Annotated in this window: 21 protein-coding genes; 2 read left to right on the top strand and 19 right to left on the bottom strand. The window is 52.8% G+C overall.

Annotated elements, in window-relative coordinates; translation table 11 throughout:
- The first annotated feature begins 17 nt into the window (after positions 1-17).
- Complete coding sequence (locus RHJ31_RS08345) at positions 18-212, top strand: heavy-metal-associated domain-containing protein (RefSeq protein WP_302676278.1); 195 nt, start codon at positions 18-20, stop codon at positions 210-212.
- 29 nt (positions 213-241) lie between these two features.
- Positions 242-2455 (top strand): heavy metal translocating P-type ATPase, encoded by a 2214-nt coding sequence (locus RHJ31_RS08340; RefSeq protein WP_310445784.1) that lies wholly within the window; start codon positions 242-244, stop codon positions 2453-2455.
- 47 nt (positions 2456-2502) lie between these two features.
- Here RHJ31_RS08340 and RHJ31_RS08335 read toward each other — a convergent pair whose 3' ends face one another.
- The 19 genes from RHJ31_RS08335 to RHJ31_RS08245 all read right to left on the bottom strand — a co-directional run bounded on the left by RHJ31_RS08335 (position 2503) and on the right by RHJ31_RS08245 (position 23391).
- The gene (locus tag RHJ31_RS08335; protein WP_310445783.1) at positions 2503-3033 is read right to left on the bottom strand and encodes a type II secretion system protein; all 531 of its coding nucleotides are present in this window, start codon (positions 3031-3033) and stop codon (positions 2503-2505) included.
- 12 nt (positions 3034-3045) lie between these two features.
- Positions 3046-4038, bottom strand: a complete 993-nt coding sequence (locus tag RHJ31_RS08330; RefSeq protein ID WP_302676275.1) for a prepilin-type N-terminal cleavage/methylation domain-containing protein — start codon at positions 4036-4038, stop codon at positions 3046-3048.
- Between the two features lie 18 nt (positions 4039-4056).
- The gene (locus RHJ31_RS08325; RefSeq protein WP_302676274.1) at positions 4057-4716 is read right to left on the bottom strand and encodes a hypothetical protein; all 660 of its coding nucleotides are present in this window, start codon (positions 4714-4716) and stop codon (positions 4057-4059) included.
- Between the two features lie 16 nt (positions 4717-4732).
- A complete protein-coding gene (gene hpsA, locus RHJ31_RS08320) occupies positions 4733-9844 on the bottom strand; it encodes a hormogonium polysaccharide biosynthesis protein HpsA (RefSeq protein ID WP_302676273.1) in 5112 nt (1703 codons plus the stop codon).
- 218 nt (positions 9845-10062) lie between these two features.
- On the bottom strand, positions 10063-10992 hold the full coding sequence (locus tag RHJ31_RS08315; RefSeq protein ID WP_302676272.1) for an Rpn family recombination-promoting nuclease/putative transposase: 930 nt from the start codon (positions 10990-10992) through the stop codon (positions 10063-10065).
- Between the two features lie 3 nt (positions 10993-10995).
- Positions 10996-11949 (bottom strand): Rpn family recombination-promoting nuclease/putative transposase, encoded by a 954-nt coding sequence (locus RHJ31_RS08310; protein WP_302676271.1) that lies wholly within the window; start codon positions 11947-11949, stop codon positions 10996-10998.
- Positions 11950-11952: 3 nt separating this feature from the next.
- Positions 11953-12858, bottom strand: coding sequence for an Rpn family recombination-promoting nuclease/putative transposase (locus tag RHJ31_RS08305; RefSeq protein ID WP_302676270.1), 906 nt, complete (start codon positions 12856-12858; stop codon positions 11953-11955).
- Between the two features lie 3 nt (positions 12859-12861).
- Entirely contained in the window at positions 12862-13755 is an 894-nt protein-coding gene (locus tag RHJ31_RS08300) for an Rpn family recombination-promoting nuclease/putative transposase (protein WP_302676269.1), read from the bottom strand.
- 3 nt (positions 13756-13758) lie between these two features.
- On the bottom strand, positions 13759-14640 hold the full coding sequence (locus tag RHJ31_RS08295; protein WP_302676268.1) for an Rpn family recombination-promoting nuclease/putative transposase: 882 nt from the start codon (positions 14638-14640) through the stop codon (positions 13759-13761).
- A 3-nt stretch (positions 14641-14643) separates the two neighbouring features.
- Positions 14644-15561, bottom strand: a complete 918-nt coding sequence (locus tag RHJ31_RS08290) for an Rpn family recombination-promoting nuclease/putative transposase (protein WP_302676267.1) — start codon at positions 15559-15561, stop codon at positions 14644-14646.
- 3 nt (positions 15562-15564) lie between these two features.
- Complete coding sequence (locus RHJ31_RS08285; protein WP_302676266.1) at positions 15565-16446, bottom strand: Rpn family recombination-promoting nuclease/putative transposase; 882 nt, start codon at positions 16444-16446, stop codon at positions 15565-15567.
- Between the two features lie 3 nt (positions 16447-16449).
- Positions 16450-17427, bottom strand: coding sequence for an Rpn family recombination-promoting nuclease/putative transposase (locus RHJ31_RS08280; RefSeq protein WP_302676265.1), 978 nt, complete (start codon positions 17425-17427; stop codon positions 16450-16452).
- Between the two features lie 3 nt (positions 17428-17430).
- Positions 17431-18360 carry an Rpn family recombination-promoting nuclease/putative transposase gene (locus tag RHJ31_RS08275; RefSeq protein WP_302676264.1) on the bottom strand — a complete coding sequence of 310 codons (930 nt, stop codon included), beginning with the start codon at positions 18358-18360 and terminating at the stop codon, positions 17431-17433.
- Between the two features lie 3 nt (positions 18361-18363).
- Positions 18364-19317, bottom strand: coding sequence for an Rpn family recombination-promoting nuclease/putative transposase (locus RHJ31_RS08270; protein ID WP_302676263.1), 954 nt, complete (start codon positions 19315-19317; stop codon positions 18364-18366).
- A gap of 3 nt (positions 19318-19320) precedes the next feature.
- A complete protein-coding gene (locus tag RHJ31_RS08265) occupies positions 19321-20250 on the bottom strand; it encodes an Rpn family recombination-promoting nuclease/putative transposase (RefSeq protein ID WP_302676262.1) in 930 nt (309 codons plus the stop codon).
- Between the two features lie 3 nt (positions 20251-20253).
- Positions 20254-21171: an Rpn family recombination-promoting nuclease/putative transposase gene (locus tag RHJ31_RS08260; RefSeq protein WP_302676261.1), complete on the bottom strand. Its 918-nt coding sequence runs from the start codon at positions 21169-21171 to the stop codon at positions 20254-20256.
- Positions 21172-21174: 3 nt separating this feature from the next.
- Entirely contained in the window at positions 21175-22092 is a 918-nt protein-coding gene (locus tag RHJ31_RS08255) for an Rpn family recombination-promoting nuclease/putative transposase (protein WP_302676260.1), read from the bottom strand.
- 3 nt (positions 22093-22095) lie between these two features.
- Complete coding sequence (locus RHJ31_RS08250) at positions 22096-22977, bottom strand: Rpn family recombination-promoting nuclease/putative transposase (RefSeq protein WP_302676259.1); 882 nt, start codon at positions 22975-22977, stop codon at positions 22096-22098.
- Between the two features lie 3 nt (positions 22978-22980).
- The gene (locus RHJ31_RS08245) at positions 22981-23391 is read right to left on the bottom strand and encodes a DUF4351 domain-containing protein (protein WP_302676258.1); all 411 of its coding nucleotides are present in this window, start codon (positions 23389-23391) and stop codon (positions 22981-22983) included.
- Positions 23392-23415 lie beyond the last annotated feature (24 nt).

The raw sequence follows: 23415 nt of genomic DNA, 5'->3' as shown, positions 1-23415 counted from the left end.
GTCAGGGGAAGATCACCATGGTTCTCAAACTGCGCGTGCCCGACATGGCCTGTGGCGCCTGTCGCGATGCCATTATCCAAGCGATTCAAGCGGTTGACACCGGTGCCACTGTAAGCGCCAATCTCGCAACCAAAGAGCTAGCCATTGAGACCCAAGCCGCAGCGGCAGACATCCGCAGTGCCATTCGCCAAGCCGGTTATACGCCCCAATGATCACCCAGCTCACCTTCAGGGTGCAGGGGATGCAGTGCGCCGCTTGCGCCAATGTCATTGAAACTGCCCTGCGATCGCTACCGGGCGTCAGGGACTGTGAAATTTATTTTGCCGCCGCTCAGGCCACGGTCACCTACGATCCCCAGCAAGTGACCTGGTCAGATCTACAGGGGGCGATCGCCAAAGCGGGCTATCACGCAGAGCGACTGCCTGAAGAAGGCTTGGTAACTGACACCGCCACCGCAGAATTGACCTATCGGGCTGAGCTGCACCGTCTCAAACGCCGACTCCTCTTTGCCGGTGGCGCCACCCTACTACTGCTAGTGGGGAATCTACCCATGATGACGGGCTGGCATCTCCCTTGGATCCCCCCATGGCTGCACCATCCTTGGCTGCAACTGTTGCTGACAGCGCCAATTCAGTTTTGGAGTGGCGAATCCTTTTATGAGGGCGCCTGGCGGGCACTGCGCTATCGCACAGCAACGATGGACACCCTCGTGGCTCTGGGCACCAGTGTCGCCTTTTTCTACTCTCTTTTTGTGACGCTCTTTCCCCAAGCCTTCCATGGCCGCATGCCAGAGGTCTATTACGAAGTCTCAGCCGTCGTCATTACCCTGATTCTCTTGGGACGCTTTCTCGAAAGTCGCGCCAAACGGGAAACTGCTGCCGCTATTCGCAAACTCCTCGCCCTGCAACCGAAAACGGCACGGGTGATTCGTAACGGGGAAGCCGTGGAGGTGCCCCTGATTGAAGTGCAAGTGGGGGATCGATTGCTGGTGCGTCCCGGCGAGAAAATTCCCGTGGATGGTGAGATTGTGGCTGGGGCTTCGACGGTGGATGAATCCATGGTGACCGGGGAGAGCCTAGCGGTGGAAAAACGCGAGGGGGATGAGGTCATTGGTGCCACCCTCAATCAAACGGGCAGCCTACAAATGCGTGCTACACGGGTGGGACAGCAAACCTTCTTAGCACAAATGATTCGACTGGTGCAGCAGGCCCAGGCCTCAAAAGCCCCTATTCAAAAACTGGCGGATCGCATCACGGCTTGGTTTGTACCGACGGTGCTGGCGATCGCTCTCCTGACGGGGCTGCTGTGGCTGACCATTGGCCGCAATCCCACCCTAGCCCTGTTGACCACCATTGGCGTTTTGATCATTGCCTGTCCCTGTGCCCTTGGCTTGGCCACCCCCACCTCAATCATGGTGGCCACCGGCAAAGCAGCGGAGTATGGCATTTTGATTAAAGATGCCCGCAGTCTCCAGCTGGCCGATCGGGTGCAAACTGTGGTTCTCGACAAAACAGGCACCCTCACCCAGGGCCATCCCAGCGTCACCGATTTTTATACGCAGGAGGATGCCACAACCCTTTTGCGGCTGGCCGCCAGTGTGGAATGGCACTCGGAACATCCCTTGGCTGCCGCTGTGGTCGAGTATGCCCAAGGGCAGGGGGTATCGCCGCAAGCGGTTCGCGACTTTGTGGCCACGATTGGTCAAGGGGTACAGGGCATGGTTGAGGATCAATGGGTGCTCATTGGCACCCCAGCCTTTCTAGCAGCCCACAAGATTGACATCACCCCTTGGCAGCCTCAAGCTCAAACCCTTGCACAGCAGGGGAAAACGGTCATCTGGATAGCGGTGGATGCCCAAGTCAGGGGGTTGATCGCCCTTGCCGACACGCTGAAACCCGAAGCCCCAGCGGTAGTGGCTGCCCTGAAGCGCATGGGATTAGAGGTGATTCTCCTCACGGGCGATCAGGCCGTAACGGCTGCGGCCATTGCCCAGCAAGTGGGAATTGATCATTACGTTGCCAGTGTCCGCCCCGATCAAAAGGCAGCGATCATTGCTGAACTGCAACGGCAAGGGAAGTGCGTGGCCATGGTGGGGGATGGCATTAATGATGCCCCAGCTCTCGCTCAAGCCGATGTGGGGATTGCTCTGGGCACGGGTACCGATGTAGCGATCGCCAGCAGTGACATCACCCTCATTGCCGGTCATCTTCAGGGCATTGTCACCGCTCTCCAACTCAGCCGCGCCACAATCCAAAATATTCGCCAGAATCTCTTTTTCGCCTTCATCTATAATGTGGCTGGCATTCCCATTGCCGCTGGCATCCTTTACCCCCTGAGCGGCTGGCTCCTCAATCCCATGCTGGCCGGTGCAGCAATGGCCTTTAGTTCCTTCTCCGTGGTGATGAATGCCCTGCGCCTGCGCTCTTTTCGACCAAGACTGCCAGCTCTCAGTTAATACATAGATAATTAATACATAGATAACAAAGATAACAAAAAACAACGTTAGGAACAAGCGGCACCCATACGGGATCGGATCGTTCCCAACAGCGTCACTACTTGTACACAGCGTTGGCTGCCGACGGCAGTATTGCCCTTTGGTCGGAATGTAATTTGTTGCGGTGGCGTATGAGTAATAGCGACACGACCATTAAATTCATAGGTGAGCCGATAGGAACCATCAATTAGGGGCAGTGTTGTCTGACTAGGGACAATTTCGATTTTGTCAGCATCGTTCTCTAGCAAATTTTGCCACTGCCACTGAGTTACTGGCATAGTGGCTCGATTGACAGTCCACTGCACCTGATTATCATGGGTACGAAAAGCTACTGTCCAGCGTAAATTTTCTCGCCGTGCCCCTGCCTGTGCCAAACGCATTGCAGACATGGCTTCGTTAACTCCGGAACGCATGCGTTGCTCATTGAGCAATGAAAACCAAGATACACCTGCTAAGCTCCCCAGTAGGCCAATAATTAGCACAACAACTAAAATTTCAATGAGTGTAAACCCTTGTTGGGTAAGCCTTAGCCTTGCCATATCTATCCTCCCTTAGTTACTGGGGACTTTCTGATACACTCCCCGACTCAGTACTGTTGTTGTCAGCACTGGACGCACAGCCTCATCTTGGGGACGAATTGCTGGTTTACCGCGAGGATTAGCCCGCAAATAGACGAATGTTGCTGTATTGAAATTAGAACCGCGACTCAGGACACATCCATAAAAGCTATTGGGTGGTGTCGTTGTCTCCAATGGTGTGCGCACATAAGCACCAATTCGTGGATTAGTAACCTCATCTTGACAGGCAATTGGGGTAGGATCTACTTCGCTCCAGTTACCATCAATAAAATCAGCCACAACTGGTAAATTACTCAAGTCATTACTGGGAGATGTAGCTTGAAGGTTTGCCCCCGTGTTAATATTCAGAGGCCAAGCAACAAAGTTGGTGTTTTCAGTGGGATCTACGTAACCGGGCGTTTGTGTAATGTTTGTGCCGTTAATAGTTGCATACTGTCGTAATTGATAGCGCCGTAGGCGAGCAGCACCCTGCCATTCACTACTAGTATTTGTATCTAAGTAATAAACAACTAACGTGTAAGAACGACGCGAGTTTTGAATCCGCAAGCACGTAGCATTCTCGGGCGGACAATTCGTGGGCATGACGAAAGCAGGATTGTTATCATAGGGCAAATGCTCTAAAATCCACATTGCTAAAATAGGACGGATATTTGCACCAAAGTTCGGTAAGTAAGAAGTAATAGGTGTACGTGCACTACCATTTGAGTTAGCGCAAAGCCCGCTACCTTGAAGGCAATCACCATCATAGACAAAAGTTGCTTGGGATAAATCAGCAATAATAAAATTCATTGCCGACTGTAGTTCTTGTCTGACTTCGTTGAGGGATGCCTCACGCGATTCAGTTTCAATCATGTCAATGAGGATAGCTCCAAGGGAAACTGTGATCACAGAGCCAATCAACAGTGAGATCAATATCTCAATAATCGTAAATCCTTGGGCTGCTCGCCGCCACTGCCGCCATTTCATAGACACCTCAACTGATTCTTAAGAGCATTGACTAATTGCGCAAAGCGCTGTGCTAGAGTCACCTTGGACAATATCTGTCGTGATTACAGCAAGGGGCAGTTCTAAATTTCCAATTGAGGTCGTCATTGTTGCCGGCTGCTGACCAATTGGAGTTGCAGTGCTAGGAGAACCATTTGTAAATGTTGCGCGATTATAGACTCGAACCTGCATTGGATAGCCCACAATGCGGTTATTGGGACCAAAGGTAATGCTACCCCGATAAATTTGAACAACAAACTCCCTGTTATTAAATACGCGAAGACAGCCCTCAGTTGCTGAAGTGGGTAGTGCCATCCCGCCACCAGTGCAGGTAACCACTGTTGTTGGTGGAGGTTGATTTGAGAGCAGTTCGGGTTGCCCTAAACTAGCCGTGACAGAGCTAGGCGGTGGGATGACTGCGGTAGTAACATTAACCCCCTGTTCCATGAGTACTCGCATGCGATCGACCTCAGAAAGAGCAAGAGCGCTTGCTTGGGAGATACGATCGTTCTGCACCCGTGTGGCTGCTACCAACATCAAGGGCGCCACAAGCGCGGCAACCGCAACGTTAACTAGTAGGATGGCAACAATACATTCAGCAAGTGTTAAACCCTGTTCGGCACTATGTAATTGTGATTGTCTTATTTGCGTGATTTTCATCAGAACCCACCTCCATTTACGGACAACCTGTTACTGAAGGATCTACCGTACCACCGCCTTCTGGACGGGGAGCGCAGCGCAACCGCAGGATATAGGGGTCATCCGCCGGTAATTCCCTATAGTATTCGCTACGTTGGCGGGCAGGTGTAATAAAGCGCGACGCCACTGGCCCTGCCGGCGCGAGTTGCAGACCCACGTCATAGCCCCAACGACGGTTAGGCGGAGAGTAATATCTAATCCACTCAGCATCCTGAGCCGCACAGTTAAATGCGGTATTGACATCTCGACACGCAGCCGTGTTTGGTACTTCCCACTGATCTTGATCAAAAGGACCTGTGGCTTGAGTAGAGAAGTTCAGTTGAATAAATGCTCCTTGGATCCATAGGTTATTCCAAGCTTCAATGAAGCGAGGGAAGTTATGCATCCCACCGTAGGACTGTGTGGGTCGCGAAGGCACAGTGCCACTGATGATTACCGCATTGACTTGGGTATCCGTTGCTGCGTTGCGGCTACGTTGAGAACCAAAGCCATAGTAGCTGTTGTAAGGGTTACTGGCTTGGCCCTGTTCACCATCGGGATAGCTTGTGAGGGCCTTACCATCGCGATCCACCCGTTCACCTGTTCGGTAATTAATCGCCCAAGGCGTGCCATTGCGATCCACGTAAATCGGTGAACTGGGATCAAAGGGACTTTCCCGCAGCCAAACTGTATTATTGTTAGGTAAGTCGTCACTAGGACGGTTGGCATTCAAGAAAGAGGTGCGCAGGTTTGCATTGTTGGCACAGGTCAGGTAGATTTGGCCAGGATTGTTGCCGTTGTTAACCCGTGCGCCACTTCCGGTGTTTTGCACATAGTTCGTGGCGAGGTTTTCAGGGGAGTTGTTGTCAAGCCTTTGAATATCATCGTTGTAAGCCTCGGCAAAATAATCATTGGCAGAGCCATTACAGAAATTGTCAGAGAGAATCGTCACCGCATCCCCGAGGATTTCTGCGGGTCGCCAAGTGTCGGAGTTAGGCCGAGCAAAGCGATTATCGAGCGTATCACGGCTATAGAAGTTGCTCCAGTTTGCGTCTAGGGTTGTGGTAAATTCCTCCAGATTGTTTGTTGTGCCGTTGGTACTGTGGAGGTTAAAGTTCCCCTGAATATACACGGGGTTATCGCTGATAAAGGAGAGACCAGCGATATTCTTCTCGGCAGGAATTCCTTGGCGGTCAAGGCGCCGGCCATTCCACAATCGAAAGCCATTGGGTCGCCGCATTGGATCCGCAAAGAAATCCACTGGTTTTGTCGAAATGCCGTTGGCGGCTCGGATGGGATCATGAGGATTGCTGGGATTAGTATTCATCCAGTTTTGACCTGTAATGGCAGGTCGGGCAATGCCATCTTCGCGCACTGCATCCTCCCGGAAGGCATAGACAATGCCCCCCATCGGCAGCCATGTATCCCCACCAATAGAAGTGCGCCGCAGCAGGTCAAGGTCAATATCCATTTCCCGCACCGCCATCTCTTCACGACCATTGAAGAGGGTGTTATCAAGGAAAGCGACATTGCGAGCATTGCCGTCAAAGCCAATGATTTGATTCAGGCGGCTGGGATAGCGGATATTATTCACTAGAGTCCCAGTAGCTGGCTCGGTAGGGGTAAGGAAATTTGTTGGATTCATACGTGGGTTTGCTGCAATAGCCCTAATACCATTCAGAATCTCACTCAGATTTAGAGTCCCCTGCGGGTTGAAGATCGCCCGCAACGCTGGATATTTAATCACCGTATTAAAGGTACCGAGAGGCAGGTCACTGTCACCTTGGCGTTTGAGCACCACCAGTGTCGAGTCCACAGCAATGGGAGTTGTACCTGTACCCGTACGTTCTGTGCCGCCAATGTAGCGTAGAGTTGCTGTATTTGAAGTTGGAGATTCAATGACCACAAAGATTCCCTCTATGCGATTATTGATGGGACTGCGAATTGCCACAATGTCTTCAACTTGGAGTTGGGGCGTTAGCGTGTATGTGATTGTGATTGGGAGGGTACTGTTGTTTGGGTTATTGGGAAACGGAACGGCAACGCTGATAGTACCAGCGGAGTCTTCCGAGGAGTTGTTAGGCGGAGTAATAATCCAAGCAGAAGCTCCTGCTGGAATCGATCCTGTCGCATTACCTAGGACGCCTAGGTTTTTCAACTTTACTTTGAGGATTTTGCCATGGTCATCAGCTTCGAAGTCCTCAGGTTCGAAGTCCTCCAGAGTCATCCACCCCGCACCAGTGACATAGACAACTTTGCCCTTATCAGACTTGCGCAGGTCAAAGTTATAGCTGGGGGCATCTTCAAGATTGACAATCACTGTGTCACCGGCGCGCGGCATCTTAAACTCCTCGCCAATCACAAATCCTCGTTTGTCTTGCCCTAGGCAAAAAGCATTCCGCAAGTTGCTATACTGATTAGGAATTTCACACGTGTACCCTTGTGGATTAAGGTCATATTTCACCTGCTCCGTGAGGGCAATTAAGCGGGCAAGACGGGCATTGACATCGGCATTAGTTTCTTGCAGCGGGCGCTGACTCCAGCGAGCATTAGGGATCAGGGCTGTGATGTAGGCATCTGGGTTCAGATAGCCCCCGCGATACCTCAATGGCTCAGCGCCGTTGCGATCGACCTTGATGGCACCACTATCACTATCGAAAGTCACTTTATTGTCGATCGCATTAATCGCATTATTCAGATCAGACAGGTTGAGGTTGAGGTTTTGGTTAAGGGTATCCACACTATGAGCCAGCATTCCCAACATACAGCCTGCGGTGTGGATTGTACTTTGATCGGCTAAGCTTAGAGCGCTCAAGCTGCCTCTCTGGTCTAGGAGTTGAAGCGCGCGGGCAAGGTTCGAGAAATTCCCAGCACGGGTCTCTTTGGGGTGGGGGTGAATGGGGCGGGGGTGAATTTGGGTTCCCCCTATCTCTTGTTTGGGCGGAAACGCCCCATCCACACCATCACTCGCATAGGCCACGAGGTTCTTCATCGCTTTTCGCATCGGATCGTTGGGATTAGTAAGACTGTTGAAATTAGGAGGCTCAAACTCCCAACCATTGGTGCCGCGCCCAGTAAAGAAGTCAAAGAAGCGGAAATCAGAGGACAAGCCTGGAATGCCACTGTACTGGTTGAACATGATGCTGCGCAGGGCAGTTTGCGGTGTGCCGTGGTGGTGAGTAGTCGCCAAGCAGGCGATCGGCTCATAGCCCCCTGTGTTTTGCCCCGGATAAGGCTCCGTAAACGGATCGGGAATAGTGGAGTCAACCGTTGTTCCCCTCGCTTTGTAGTGATAAATGGCTGTGGCCTGCACGGCTGCCAAATCATCCCGCAGCGTGCGGTGCTGATAAAACTCGTTGCGGCGGTCGTTATCAGCGGTATCACCCGCAGGTGGATCAAGAGGTTTGCCCAGTTCCAAGCGTTCTCCCACAATGATTCGTAGGCCTTCTTGGCGTGCCCGCCGCTCCCAGTAGCCATCTAGACCAACTTCTGTCCGTCGATCCGCTTCAGCAGATTCAGGAACAGTATTACGCAATAACAGTTGGTTAGAGGAGGGAATTTGATCACCAATGCGGCTTCCAGACGGAATCACACGATCGGCAAATTCTGCGGCTACAGCGGGATCATTTTCAAGGGCATCACGGCTAACATTGGCATAGATTGGCTTGGGGCCGTAGCGATCGTCGGCACGGTACGTATCATCCACGTATGGCTTTGAAACCTGCTGATTGGAAAATCGACCCGTACCACCACTGTCAGCAGGCCCGTAGAATTGGTTTACCCAGTTAGGATCACGGTAGCTAGCATTACTGGTGTCAGATGCACGGGAGCGACTGCGATCTTCAGTAACGATTAAGACAGGGTTGAGGGCTAGTTGAGCTGGTTGATTAACAGAGCTAACAACTGAATCCCGATTGCCGTTAAAGATTACATTTTGTCCGGGTGGATCATTGTCACCTGTAGTGAAGGGAAGTGCAGGTGATTCACGGTAGGAATGAACAGTAGTACGGCCGCTAATAGTATTGTCCCGTAAGGTGCCCGAAATAAACTGGCCTTGAAATATTGGCTCGGACGTGTTGCCGTCATTGTCAAAATCATATGTGTCGGGAACCTGGGCTGTAGTAATTTCGGAAGCAGCTCGAGTATAGATACATGAACTGGGAGCGCTCACGAGAAAGGCCGAGAAACTGCTACCACCACCCATAAAAATACTTCCCTCGGTGTGCATGGCACCATTCCAACGGAAGGCAGGCCCCGGGAAAATCTCTAAGTCGTTTCGAAACCATGCTCCCCACTTGTTCCCACGGTCGAGTTCACGTTCTTGAACAAAGTCAAGGGTGGCAAGGGCTTGACCACCATTGCGATTTTCATAAACAAAGGCGTTAACTTGGAAGTTTTTGCGCAGGCTAGCTGTGCCCACACTATCCCAACCTGCTTCTGCCGTTTGTGCTGCAACTCCACCTGCGCTGGCACATTGGCCACTCATTTCTGAAATGTTGAGGGGACGGTTGCGAGTGACTAGGGCTGCGGCCTTTTGAGCATCGCTTTGATTAATTTGGGTATTGTTGGGGCGGGTCATTAAAATGGAGTACGCCACAATTGAGTTGGGGGTCGGCTGGAAAACCCAAGCGTTATCGACATTCCCGTCACCATTGATGTCAATCCGTTGTTCATCGGCAAGAGTGTAGGGATCGGGGTTTGCACCCACATTCAACATCAGGTCTCGTAGGCGATCTTCCCCTGGCACGCCACTGGGGCGACGTGGATCCCGAGTAAAGAGATACTCTAGTTTGGCCTTGGCGCGATCAATAGCAGGCGTAGCAGCATTGAGTACTTGAATATCTTGGCGTTCTCCCGCCACTTGAGTAGTGCGGTTCAGTGTCCGCAGCATCAAGGCACCCACTGTAATAGTGAGCACTAAGATAACGATAATAACGGTCGGCAACACAAACCCCCGGCGCCCAAACTGCAGTTGCCGTCCCCCTCTCCCTAGGGGTGCCAGCCGTCGCCGTATCCAGAGGCGCAGCTGGTAAAGCAAATGACGAATTGCTTGGGTCAATTTGCGATACTGCCGTTTTGAGAGGCCAAAGCGTCGGTCATTCTTTTTCATAGGGGCACCTAGTCAACGCACGGGAGCAGTAACCTACCACTAGTTATGGAGCGATCAATAGATCTGAAATAGGCTAGTAATTAGTATGGTTTTTCTTTGGTAAAAAATTTCAGCCTCCAGATAATTTTTCAAATTGTTGCGCACAGCAATCATACTTATTGCCACACGATCAAACACACAACATTAAATGTTCCAACTAGCGATTTATGATGCCTAGGCTAGCTGGAGCGCTCTAGCCACGCAAACACTTCCTCTAAGTCAGTGAAGTCTAGAAGTGCTTCTGCCAACGCTTCGATTTGATCGGGAGAGAGCTGACGAATCCGTTCTTCAAGGTCATTGGGCACACTACCAAACCGCCGCCTTAACTGCCGTAAGACAACGGCTGCTTCTCCTTGCTGTAGTCCTTGTTGCAATCCTTGTTGCAATCCTTGTTGCAATCCTTGTTGCAGTCCCTGCTGCAATACCTCTTCCCGTACCTCAGCATAGACCTCTTCCCGTACCTCAGCATAGACGTCCCGATAAAACCGCGTCCGCTTCAGTTCCTCAGTAGTAAACCCCAGCATGCGCAGCACCTCCTCGCGACTCAGCTCCGTAAACTTGTACAACACAATGGTGGTGATTAACTCTATTATGGCTTCTGGCCTTGGCACTGCCTCTGTGCGAGTGCGCTCTGCCAACAACCGCGCTGCTGTCGGCATCTCTGCTTCGGGTAAAACGGTGAGCTGCATCAGGGCTAGGCTCAATGGCAATGTCTCAAATGACCCCAATTCATTCAAATAGACCCGATGCAGACGATGACTCTTCACCAACATCTCATAGGGTTCAAAGGACACTTGTTCCACCTGACGATGGGGATAAATGACCACCGCTTGCCAATCAGAGAAGGTCTGGCGATACAGACGCAAGTAGAGAAAGATTTCCGCAAAGAAGCGTTCGTAGAAGATGTTATCGCGCTGAAACTGCACCTCACAGAAATAGACTATTCCCGAGGGGTCAGGGGGCACGAAGACGCCATCCATGCGAAAGGCCGTTTGCTTCAGCTCCACGGACTCAAAACGATACCCCTGAGGCGTGTCTCTGCCCAAAAGGTCAAAGAGAGTTTGGGGTAGCTGGGCAAAGAGTTGATAAAAAAGGGAGTCGCGGCGCATGGGCTAGGGGGAGCGCTCTAGCCACGCAAACACTTGTTCAAGGTCAGTGAAGTCAAGGAGAGCTTCTGCCAATGCTTCAATCTGATGGACTGGGAGCTGGCGAATGCGCTCCTCAAGGCCAGCTGGTAACTCGCCAAACCGCCGTCTTAGGAGGCGTAAAACAACAAGGGTCTCTCCCTGCTGTAATCCCTGTTGTAGTCCCTGCTGCAATCCCTGTTGTAGTCCCTGCTGCAATCCCTGTTGCAGCCCTTGTTGCAATCCCTGTTGTAGTCCCTGCTGCAGTCCCTGCTGTAATACCTCTTCCCGTACCTCAGCATAGACGTCCCGATAAAACCGCGTCCGCTTCAACTCTTCCGTCGTAAACCCCAGCATGCGCAGCACCTCCTCCCGACTCAGCTCCGTAAACTTGTACAACACAATGGTGGTGATTAACTCTATTATCACTTCTGGCCTTGGCACTGCCTCTGTGCGAGTCCGCTCTGCCAGCAACCGTGCTGCTGTCGGCATCTCTGCTTCGGGTAACACGGTGAGTTGCATCAGCGCTAGGCTCAATGGCAATGCCTCAAGTGACCCCAATTCATTCAGATAGACCCGATGCAGGCGATGACTATTCACCAACACCTCATAGGGTTCAAAGGACACTTGTTCCACTTGACGATGGGGATAAATGACCACCGCTTGCCAATCAGAGAAGGTCTGGCGATACAGCCGCAGATAAAGAAAGATTTCTGCAAAGAAGCGCTCGTAGAAGGTGTTATCGCGCTGAAACTGCACCTCACAGAAATAGACTATTCCCGAGGGGTCAGGGGGTACGAAGACGCCATCTATGCGAAAGGCCGTTTGCTTCAGCTCCACGGACTCAAAACGATACCCCTGAAGCGTGTCTCTGCCCAAGAGGTCAAAGAGGGTCTGGGGCAGCTGGGCAAAGAGTTGGTAAAAAAGGGAGTCACGGCGCATGGGCTAGCTGGAGCGCTCTAGCCATGCAAACACTTCCTCTAGGGCAGTGAAGTCCAAGAGAGCCTCTGCCAATGCTTCGATTTGAGGGGGAGAGAGCTGGCGAATGCGCTCCTCAAGGCCAGCTGGTAACTCGCCAAACCGCCGTCTTAGGAGGCGTAAAACAACAAGGGTCTCTCCCTGTTGCAATCCCTGTTGCAATCCCTGCTGTAATCCCTGCTGCAATACCTCTTCCCGTACCTCAGCATAGACCTCTTCCCGTACCTCAGCATAGACGTCCCGATAAAACCGCGTCCGCTTCAACTCTTCCGTCGTAAACCCCAGCATGCGCAGCACCTCCTCCCGACTCAGCTCCGTAAACTTGTACAACACAATGGTGGTGATTAACTCTATTATCACTTCTGGCCTTGGCACTGCCTCTATGCGAGTCCGCTCTGCCAACAACCGTGCTGCTGTTGGCATCTCTGCTTCAGGTAACACGGTGAGTTGCATCAGCGCTAGGCTCAATGGCAATGCCTCTGGTGACCCCAGTTCATTCAGATAGACCCGATGCAGGCGATGACTATTCACCAACACCTCATAGGGTTCAAAGGACACTTGTTCCACTTGACGATGGGGATAAATGACCACCGCTTGCCAATCAGAGAAGGTCTGGCGATACAGACGCAAGTAGAGAAAGATTTCTGCAAAGAAGCGCTCGTAGAAGGTGTTGTCCCGCTGAAACTGCACTTCACAAAAATAGACTATTCCTGAGGGGTCAGGGGGCACGAAGACGCCATCTATGCGAAAGGCCGTTTGCTTCAGCTCCACGGAGTCAAAGCGATACCCCTGAGGCGTGTCTATGCCCAAGAGATCAAAGAGGGTCTGGGGCAGCTGGGCAAAGAGTTGGTAAAAAAGGGAGTCACGGCGCATCGGCTAGCTGGAGCGCTCTAGCCACGCAAACACTTCCTCTAGGGCAGTGAAGTCCAAGAGAGCCTCTGCCAACGCTTCAATCTGATGGGCAGGGAGCTGGCGAATGCGCTCCTCAAGGCCAGCTGGTAACTCGCCAAACCGCCGTCTTAACTGCCGCAAGACAACAAGGGTCTCTCCCTGTTGCAATCCCTGCTGCAATCCCTGTTGTAATCCTTGCTGCAGTCCCTGCTGTAATACCTCTTCCCGTACCTCAGCATAGACGTCCCGATAAAACCGCGTCCGCTTCAACTCTTCCGTCGTAAACCCCAGCATGCGCAGCACCTCCTCCCGACTCAGCTCCGTAAACTTGTACAACACAATGGTGGTGATTAACTCTATTATGGCTTCTGGCCTTGGCACTGCCTCTGTGCGAGTCCGCTCTGCCAGCAACCGTGCTGCTGTCGGCATTTCTACTTCGGGTAACACGGTGAGTTGCATCAGCGCTAGGCTCAATGGCAATGTCTCAAATGACCCCAATTCATTCAGATAGACCCGATGCAGGCGATCGCTATTCACTGACAATTGATACGGCTCAAAACACTCTTGTTCTGCTTGGCGATGGGGATAAATGACCACCGCTTGCCAATCAGAGAAGGTCTGGCGATACAGACGCAAGTAGAGAAAGATTTCCGCAAAGAAGCGTTCGTAGAAGGTGTTATCGCGCTGAAACTGCACCTCACAGAAATAGACTATTCCCGAGGGGTCAGGGGGTACGAAGACGCCATCTATGCGAAAGGCCGTTTGCTTCAGTTCCACGGACTCAAAACGATACCCCTGCGGTGTGTCTCTGCCCAAAAGGTCGAAGAGGGTCTGGGGCAGCTGGGCAAAGAGTTGATAAAAAAGGGAGTCACGGCGCATCGGCTAGGTGGAGTGCTCTAGCCATGCAAACACTTCCTCTAGGGCAGTGAAGTCCAAGAGAGCCTCTGCCAATGCTTCGATTTGAGGGGGAGAGAGCTGGCGAATGCGCTCTTCAAGACTAGTTGGTAAATCGCCAAACCGCCGTCTTAACTGCCGCAAGACAACGAGGGTCTCTCCCTGCTGTAATCCCTGCTGCAATACCTCTTCCCGTACCTCAGCATAGACCTCTTCCCGTACCTCAGCATAGACGTCCCGATAAAACCGCGTCCGCTTCAACTCTTCCGTCGTAAACCCCAGCATGCGCAGCACCTCCTCGCGACTCAGCTCCGTAAACTTGTACAACACAATGGTGGTGATCAACTCCATTATGACTTCTGGCCTTGGCACTGCCTCTATGCGAGTGCGCTCTGCCAGCAACCGCGCTGCTGTCGGCATCTCTGCTTCGGGTAACACGGTGAGTTGCATCAGCGCTAGGCTCAATGGCAATGCCTCAAGTGACCCGAGTTCATTCAGATAGACCCGATGCAGGCGATCGCTATTCACTAACAATTGATACGGCTCAAAACACTCTTGTTCTGCTTGGCGATGGGGATAAATGACCACCGCTTGCCAATCAGAGAAGGTCTGGCGATACAGACGCAAGTAGAGAAAGATTTCTGCAAAGAAGCGTTCGTAGAAGGTGTTATCGCGCTGAAACTGCACCTCACAGAAATAGACTATTCCCGAGGGGTCAGGGGGTACGAAGACGCCATCTATGCGAAAGGCCGTTTGCTTCAGCTCCACGGACTCAAAACGATACCCCTGAAGCGTGTCTCTGCCCAAGAGGTCAAAGAGGGTCTGGGGCAGCTGGGCAAAGAGTTGGTAAAAAAGGGAGTCACGGCGCATGGGCTAGCTGGAGCGCTCTAGCCATGCAAACACTTCCTCTAGGGCAGTGAAGTCCAAGAGAGCCTCTGCCAATGCTTCGATTTGAGGGGGAGAGAGCTGGCGAATGCGCTCCTCAAGGCCAGCTGGTAAATCACCAAAGCGTCGTCTTAACTGCCGCAACACAACGAGGGTCTCTCCCTGCTGTAATCCTTCCTGTCGTCCTTCTTCTAGCCCTTGTGCTCGCCCCTCTTGTAACCCCTCTTCCCGTGCCTCAGCATAGACCTCTTCCCGTACCTCAGCATAGACGTCCCGATAAAACCGCGTCTGCTTCAACTCTTCCGTCGTAAACCCCAGCATGCGCAGCACCTCCTCCCGACTCAGCTCCGTAAACTTGTACAACACAATGGTGGTGATTAACTCTATTATGACTTCTGGCCTTGGCACTGCCTCTATGCGAGTGCGCTCTGCCAGCAACCGTGCTGCTGTCGGCATCTCTGCTTCGGGTAACACAGTGAGCTGCATCAGGGCTAGGCTCAATGGCAACGCCTCAAGCGACCCGAGTTCATTCAGATACACCCGACGCAGGCGATGACTATTCACCAACATCTCATAGGGTTCAAAGGACACTTGTTCCACTTGACGATGGGGATAAATGACCACCGCTTGCCAATCAGAGAAGGTCTGGCGATACAGACGCAAGTAGAGAAAGATTTCCGCAAAGAAGCGCTCGTAGAAGGTGTTATCGCGCTGAAACTGCACCTCACAGAAATAGACTATTCCCGAGGGGTCAGGGGGTACGAAGACGCCATCCATGCGAAAGGCCGTTTGCTTCAGCTCCACGGACTCAAAACGATACCCCTGCGGTGTGTCTATGCCCAAAAGGTCAAAGAGGGTCTGGGGCAGCTGGGCAAACAGTTGGTAAAAAAGGGAGTCACGGCGCATGGGCTAGCTGGAGCGCTCTAGCCATGCAAACACTTCCTCTAGGGCAGTGAAGTCCAAGAGAGCCTCTGCCAATGCTTCGATTTGAGGGGGAGAGAGCTGGCGAATGCGCTCCTCAAGGCCAGCTGGTAACTCGCCAAACCGCCGTCTTAGGAGGCGCAACACAACGAGGGTCTCTCCCTGCTGTAATCCCTGCTGCAATACCTCTTCCCGTACCTCAGCATAAACCTCTTCCCGTACCTCAGCATAGACGTCCCGATAAAACCGCGTCCGCTTCAACTCTTCCGTCGTAAACCCCAGCATGCGCAGCACCTCCTCCCGACTCAGCTTGGTGAACTTGTAGAGCACAATGGTGGTGATTAACTCCATTATGACTTCTGGCCTTGGAACCGCCTCTGTGCGAGTCCGCTCTGCCAACAACCGTGCTGCTGTCGGCATTTCTACTTCGGGTAACACGGTGAGTTGCATCAGCGCTAGGCTCAATGGCAATGCCTCAAGCGACCCGAGTTCATTCAGATAGACCCGATGCAGGCGATCGCTATTCACTAACAATTGATACGGCTCAAAACACTCTTGTTCTGCTTGGCGATGGGGATAAATGACCACCGCTTGCCAATCAGAGAAGGTCTGGCGATACAGACGCAAGTAGAGAAAGATTTCTGCAAAGAAGCGTTCGTAGAAGGTGTTATCGCGCTGAAACTGCACCTCACAGAAATAGACTATTCCCGAGGGGTCAGGGGGTACGAAGACGCCATCTATGCGAAAGGCCGTTTGCTTCAGCTCCACGGACTCAAAACGATACCCCTGAAGCGTGTCTCTGCCCAAGAGGTCAAAGAGGGTCTGGGGCAGCTGGGCAAAGAGTTGGTAAAAAAGGGAGTCACGGCGCATCGGCTAGCTGGAGTGCTCTAGCCAAGCAGAGACTTGCTCAAGGGTCGTGAAGTCCAAGAGAGCCTCTGCCAGAGCTTCAATTTGATGAAGCGAAAGCTGGCGAATACGCTCCTCAAGACCAGCTGGTAACTCGCCAAACCGCCGTCTTAACTGCCGCAAGACAACGAGGGTCTCTCCCTGCTGCAATCCTTCCTGCCGACCTTCCTGTCGTCCTTCTTCTAGCCCTTGTGCTCGCCCCTCTTGTAACCCCTCTTCCCGTGCCTCAGCATAGACCTCTTCCCGTGCCTCAGCATAGACCTCTTCCCGTGCCTCAGCATAAACCTCTTCCCGTACCTCAGCATAGACGTCCCGATAAAACCGCGTCCGCTTCAGTTCCTCAGTAGTAAACCCCAGCATGCGCAGCACCTCCTCCCGACTCAGCTCCGTAAACTTGTACAGCACAATGGTGGTGATTAACTCTATTATCACTTCTGGCCTTGGCACTGCCTCTGTGCGAGTCCGCTCTGCCAGCAACCGCGCTGCTGTCGGCATCTCTGCTTCGGGTAACACGGTGAGTTGCATCAGCGCTAGGCTCAATGGCAATGCCTCAAGCGACCCGAGTTCATTCAGATAGACCCGATGCAGGCGATCGCTATTCACTAACAATTGATACGGCTCAAAACACTCTTGTTCTGCTTGGCGATTGGGATAAATAACCACCGCTTGCCAATCAGAGAAGGTGTGGCGATACAGCCGCAAGTAGAGAAAGATTTCCGCAAAGAAGCGTTCGTAGAAGGTAGTGTCCCGCTGAAACTGCACCTCACAGAAATAGACTATTCCCGAGGGGTCAGGGGGTACGAAGACGCCATCTATGCGAAAGGCCGTTTGCTTCAGCTCCACGGAGTCAAAGCGATACCCCTGCGGTGTGTCTCTGCCCAAAAGGTCAAAGAGGGTCTGGGGTAGTTGGGCAAACAGTTGGTAAAAGAGGGAGTCACGGCGCATGGCCTAGGTGGAGCGCTCTAGCCAAGCAGAGACTTGCTCAAGGGTCGTGAAGTCCAAGAGAGCCTCTGCCAATGCTTCGATTTGAGGGGGAGGGAGCTGGCGAATACGCTCCTCAAGACCAGCTGGTAAATCACCAAACCGCCGCCTTAACTGCCGCAACACAACGAGGGTCTCTCCCTGCTGCAATCCTTCCTGCCGCCCTTCCTGCCGCCCTTCCTGTCGCCCTTCTTCCCGTGCCTCAGCATAGACTTCTTCCCGTACCTCAGCATAGACCTCTTCCCGTACCTCAGCATAGACGTCCCGATAAAACCGCGTCCGCTTCAACTCTTCCGTCGTAAACCCCAGCATGCGCAGCACCTCCTCCCGACTCAGCTTGGTGAACTTGTAGAGCACAATGGTGGTGATTAACTCCATTATGACTTCTGGCCTTGGAACCGCCTCTGTGCGAGTCCGCTCTGCCAGCAACCGTGCTGCTGTCGGCATCTCTGCTTCGGGTAACACGGTGAGTTGCATCAGCGCTAGGCTCAATGGCAATGTCTCAAATGACCCCAATTCATTCAAATAGACCCGATGCAGACGATGACTCTTCACCAACATCTCATAGGGTTCAAAGGACACTTGTTCCACCTGACGATGGGGATAAATGACCACCGCTTGCCAGTCAGAGAAGGTGTGACGATACAGCCGCAGATAGAGAAAGATTTCCGCAAAGAAGCGTTCGTAGAAGGTGTTATCGCGCTGAAACTGCACCTCACAGAAATAGACTATTCCCGAGGGGTCAGGGGGCACGAAGACGCCATCTATGCGAAAGGCCGTTTGCTTCAGCTCCACGGAGTCAAAGCGATACCCCTGAGGCGTGTCTATGCCCAAAAGGTCAAAGAGAGTTTGGGGTAGCTGGGCAAAGAGTTGGTAAAAAAGGGAGTCACGGCGCATCGGCTAGCTGGAGCGCTCTAGCCACGCAAACACTTCCTCTAGGGCAGTGAAGTCCAAGAGAGCCTCTGCCAACGCTTCAATCTGATGGGCAGGGAGCTGGCGAATGCGCTCCTCAAGGCCAGCTGGTAACTCGCCAAACCGCCGTCTTAGGAGGCGTAAAACAACAAGGGTCTCTCCCTGCTGCAATCCTTCCTGCCGACCTTCCTGTCGTCCTTCTTCTAGCCCTTGTGCTCGCCCCTCTTGTAACCCCTCTTCCCGTGCCTCAGCATAGACCTCTTCCCGTGCCTCAGCATAGACCTCTTCCCGTACCTCAGCATAGACGTCCCGATAAAACCGCGTCCGCTTCAACTCTTCCGTCGTAAACCCCAGCATGCGCAGCACCTCCTCCCGACTCAGCTCCGTAAACTTGTACAACACAATGGTGGTGATTAACTCTATTATGGCTTCTGGCCTTGGAACCGCCTCTATGCGAGTCCGCTCTGCCAGCAACCGTGCTGCTGTCGGCATCTCTGCTTCGGGTAACACGGTGAGTTGCATCAGCGCTAGGCTCAATGGCAATGCCTCAAGTGACCCGAGTTCATTCAGATAGACCCGATGCAGGCGATCGCTATTCACTAACAATTGATACGGCTCAAAACACTCTTGTTCTGCTTGGCGATTGGGATAAATAACCACCGCTTGCCAATCAGAGAAGGTGTGACGATACAGCCGCAGATAGAGAAAGATTTCCGCAAAGAAGCGTTCGTAGAAGATGTTATCGCGCTGAAACTGCACCTCACAGAAATAGACGATTCCCGAGGGGTCAGGGGGCACGAAGACGCCATCCATGCGAAAGGCCGTTTGCTTCAGCTCCACGGACTCAAAACGATACCCCTGAGGGGTGTCTCTGCCCAAAAGGTCAAAGAGAGTTTGGGGTAGTTGGGCAAACAGTTGGTAAAAGAGGGAGTCACGGCGCATGGCCTAGGTGGAGCGCTCTAGCCAAGCAGAGACTTGCTCAAGGGTCGTAAAGTCCAAGAGGGCTTCTGCCAGAGCTTCAATTTGATGAAGCGAAAGCTGGCGAATACGCTCCTCAAGGCCAGCTGGTAAATCACCAAAGCGTCGTCTTAACTGCCGCAACACAACGAGGGTCTCTCCCTGCTGCAATCCTTGCTCCAATCCCTGCTGTAATCCTTCCTGCCGCCCTTCCTGCCGCCCTTCCTGCCGCCCTTCCTGCCGCCCTTCCTGTCGCCCTTCTTCCCATGCCTCAGCATACACCTCCTGATAAAACCGCGTCCGCTTCAACTCTTCCGTCGTAAACCCCAGCATGCGCAGCACCTCCTCCCGACTCAGCTCCGTAAATTTGTACAGCACAATGGTGGTGATTAACTCTATTATCACTTCTGGCCTTGGCACTGCCTCTGTGCGAGTACGCTCTGCCAGCAACCGCGCTGCTGCGGGCATCTCTGCCTCTGCCATCACCATCAACTGCATCAGCGCAAGATTTAGCGGTAACGCCTCAAGTGACCCGATTTCATTCAAATAGACCCGATGCAGGCGATGACTATTCACCAACACCTCATAGGGTTCAAAGGACACTTGTTCAGCTTGGCGATGGGGATAAATGACCACCGCTTGCCAATCAGAGAAGGTGTGGCGATACAGCCGCAGATAGAGAAAGATTTCTGCAAAGAAGCGCTCGTAGAAGGTGTTATCGCGCTGAAACTGCACCTCACAGAAATAAACGGTTCCTGAGGGGTCAGGGGGCACGAAGACGCCATCTATGCGAAAGGCGGTTTGCTTCAACTCGACTGAGTCAAAACGATACCCCTGCGGTGTGTCTCTGCCCAAGAGGTCAAAGAGGGTCTGGGGTAGCTGGGCAAAGAGTTGATAAAAAAGGGAGTCGCGGCGCATGGGCTAGGTGGAGCGCTCTAGCCACGCAAACACTTCCTCTAGAGCAGTGAAGTCTAGAAGTGCTTCTGCCAACGCTTCGATTTGATCGGGAGAGAGCTGACGAATCCGTTCTTCAAGGTCATTGGGCACACTACCAAACCGCCGCCTTAACTGCCGTAGGACAACGGCTGCTTCTCCTTGCTGTAGTCCTTGTTGCAATCCTTGTTGCAGTCCCTGCTGCAATCCCTGCTGCAATACCTCTTCCCGTACCTCAGCATAAACCTCTTCCCGTACCTCAGCATAGACGTCCCGATAAAACCGCGTCCGCTTCAACTCTTCCGTCGTAAACCCCAGCATGCGCAGCACCTCCTCCCGACTCAGCTCCGTAAACTTGTACAACACAATGGTGGTGATTAACTCTATTATGGCTTCTGGCCTTGGAACCGCCTCTATGCGAGTCCGCTCTGCCAGCAACCGTGCTGCTGTCGGCATCTCTGCTTCGGGTAACACGGTGAGTTGTATCAGGGCTAGGCTCAATGGCAACGCCTCAAGCGACCCGAGTTCATTCAGATACACCCGACGCAGGCGATGACTATTCACCAACATCTCATAGGGTTCAAAGGACACTTGTTCCACTTGACGATGGGGATAAATGACCACCGCTTGCCAATCAGAGAAGGTCTGGCGATACAGACGCAAGTAGAGAAAGATTTCCGCAAAGAAGCGTTCGTAGAAGGTGTTATCGCGCTGAAACTGCACCTCACAGAAATAGACTATTCCCGAGGGGTCAGGGGGCACGAAGACGCCATCAATGCGAAAGGCCGTTTGCTTCAGTTCCACGGACTCAAAACGATACCCCTGCGGTGTGTCTCTGCCCAAAAGGTCGAAGAGGGTCTGGGGCAGCTGGGCAAAGAGTTGGTAAAAAAGGGAGTCACGGCGCATGGGCTAGGTGGAGCGCTCTAGCCATGCAAACACTTCCTCTAGGGCAGTGAAGTCCAAGAGAGCCTCTGCCAATGCTTCGATTTGAGGGGGAGAGAGCTGGCGAATGCGCTCCTCAAGGCCAGCTGGTAACTCGCCAAACCGCCGTCTTAGGAGGCGCAACACAACGAGGGTCTCTCCCTGCTGTAATCCTTCCTGTCGTCCTTCTTCTAGCCCTTGTGCTCGCCCCTCTTGTAACCCCTCTTCCCGTGCCTCAGCATAGACCTCTTCCCGTACCTCAGCATAGACGTCCCGATAAAACCGCGTCCGCTTCAACTCTTCCGTCGTAAACCCCAGCATGCGCAGCACCTCCTCCCGACTCAGCTCCGTAAACTTGTACAACACAATGGTGGTGATTAACTCCATTATGACTTCTGGCCTTGGAACCGCCTCTGTGCGAGTCCGCTCTGCCAACAACCGTGCTGCTGTCGGCATTTCTACTTCGGGTAACACGGTGAGTTGCATCAGCGCTAGGCTCAATGGCAATGCCTCAAGCGACCCGAGTTCATTCAGATAGACCCGATGCAGGCGATCGCTATTCACTAACAATTGATACGGCTCAAAACACTCTTGTTCTGCTTGGCGATGGGGATAAATGACCACCGCTTGCCAATCAGAGAAGGTCTGGCGATACAGACGCAAGTAGAGAAAGATTTCTGCAAAGAAGCGCTCGTAGAAGGTGTTATCGCGCTGAAACTGCACCTCACAGAAATAGACTATTCCCGAGGGGTCAGGGGGTACGAAGACGCCATCTATGCGAAAGGCCGTTTGCTTCAGCTCCACGGACTCAAAACGATACCCCTGAAGCGTGTCTCTGCCCAAGAGATCAAAGAGGGTCTGGGGCAGCTGGGCAAAGAGTTGGTAAAAAAGGGAGTCACGGCGCATCGGCTAGCTGGAGTGCTCTAGCCAAGCAGAGACTTGCTCAAGGGTCGTGAAGTCCAAGAGAGCCTCTGCCAGAGCTTCAATTTGATGAAGCGAAAGCTGGCGAATACGCTCCTCAAGACCAGCTGGTAACTCGCCAAACCGCCGTCTTAGGAGGCGTAAAACAACAAGGGTCTCTCCCTGCTGTAATCCCTGTTGTAATCCCTGCTGCAATCCCTGTTGCAACCCTTCCTCTCGTGCCTCAGCATAGACGTCCCGATAAAACCGCGTCCGCTTCAACTCTTCCGTCGTAAACCCCAGCATGCGCAGCACCTCCTCCCGACTCAGCTCCGTAAACTTGTACAACACAATGGTGGTGATCAACTCCATTATCACTTCTGGCCTTGGCACTGCCTCTGTGCGAGTCCGCTCTGCCAGCAACCGTGCTGCTGTCGGCATCTCTGCTTCGGGTAACACGGTGAGTTGCATCAGGGCTAGGCTCAATGGCAATGCCTCAAGTGACCCGAGTTCATTCAGATAGACCCGATGCAGGCGATGACTATTCACCAACACCTCATAGGGTTCAAAGGACACTTGTTCCACTTGACGATGGGGATAAATGACCACCGCTTGCCAATCAGAGAAGGTCTGGCGATACAGACGCAAGTAGAGAAAGATTTCTGCAAAGAAGCGCTCGTAGAAGGTGTTATCGCGCTGAAACTGCACCTCACAGAAATAGACTATTCCTGAGGGGTCAGGGGGCACGAAGACGCCATCCATGCGAAAGGCCGTTTGCTTCAGCTCCACGGAGTCAAAACGATACCCCTGCGGTGTGTCTCTGCCCAAAAGGTCAAAGAGGGTCTGGGGCAGCTGGGCAAACAGTTGGTAAAAAAGAGAGTCACGGCGCATGGGCTAGGTGGAGCGCTCTAGCCATGCAAACACTTCCTCTAGGGCAGTGAAGTCCAAGAGAGCCTCTGCCAATGCTTCGATTTGAGGGGGAGGGAGCTGGCGAATGCGCTCCTCAAGGCCAGCTGGTAACTGGCCAAACCGCTGTCTTAGGATGATGCGGGCGGCTCCGGGGGGCGTCTTGACTGCCAATAACTGCTGGAGTCCTCGTTGGCGATAGGCGTTCAGCCAGCGAGTAATGGTGGAGTCGTTGCAATGGAGCAATTGGGCAATTTGTGGGCGGCTGTGGACAAGTCCTTGCTTCAGCCAGTAGAGCATCTGCAAGCGTTCCTGCTGTCGGGCATCGGTTTCATGTTGTAGGCGTCGCTGCAGTTCTTCAGAGCTTTCTGTAATTGTGAGGACAAGCAGGCGAGCCATGAAGGTCTCCTACTGAGATGACTT

Origin of the sequence: Thermosynechococcus sp. JY1331, from assembly GCF_031583475.1 — a bacterium.
Classification (GTDB): Bacteria; Cyanobacteriota; Cyanobacteriia; order Thermosynechococcales; family Thermosynechococcaceae; genus Thermosynechococcus.
The sequence above is the reverse complement of the archived record's forward strand: the minus strand, read 5'-3'. Positions and strand labels throughout refer to the sequence as shown.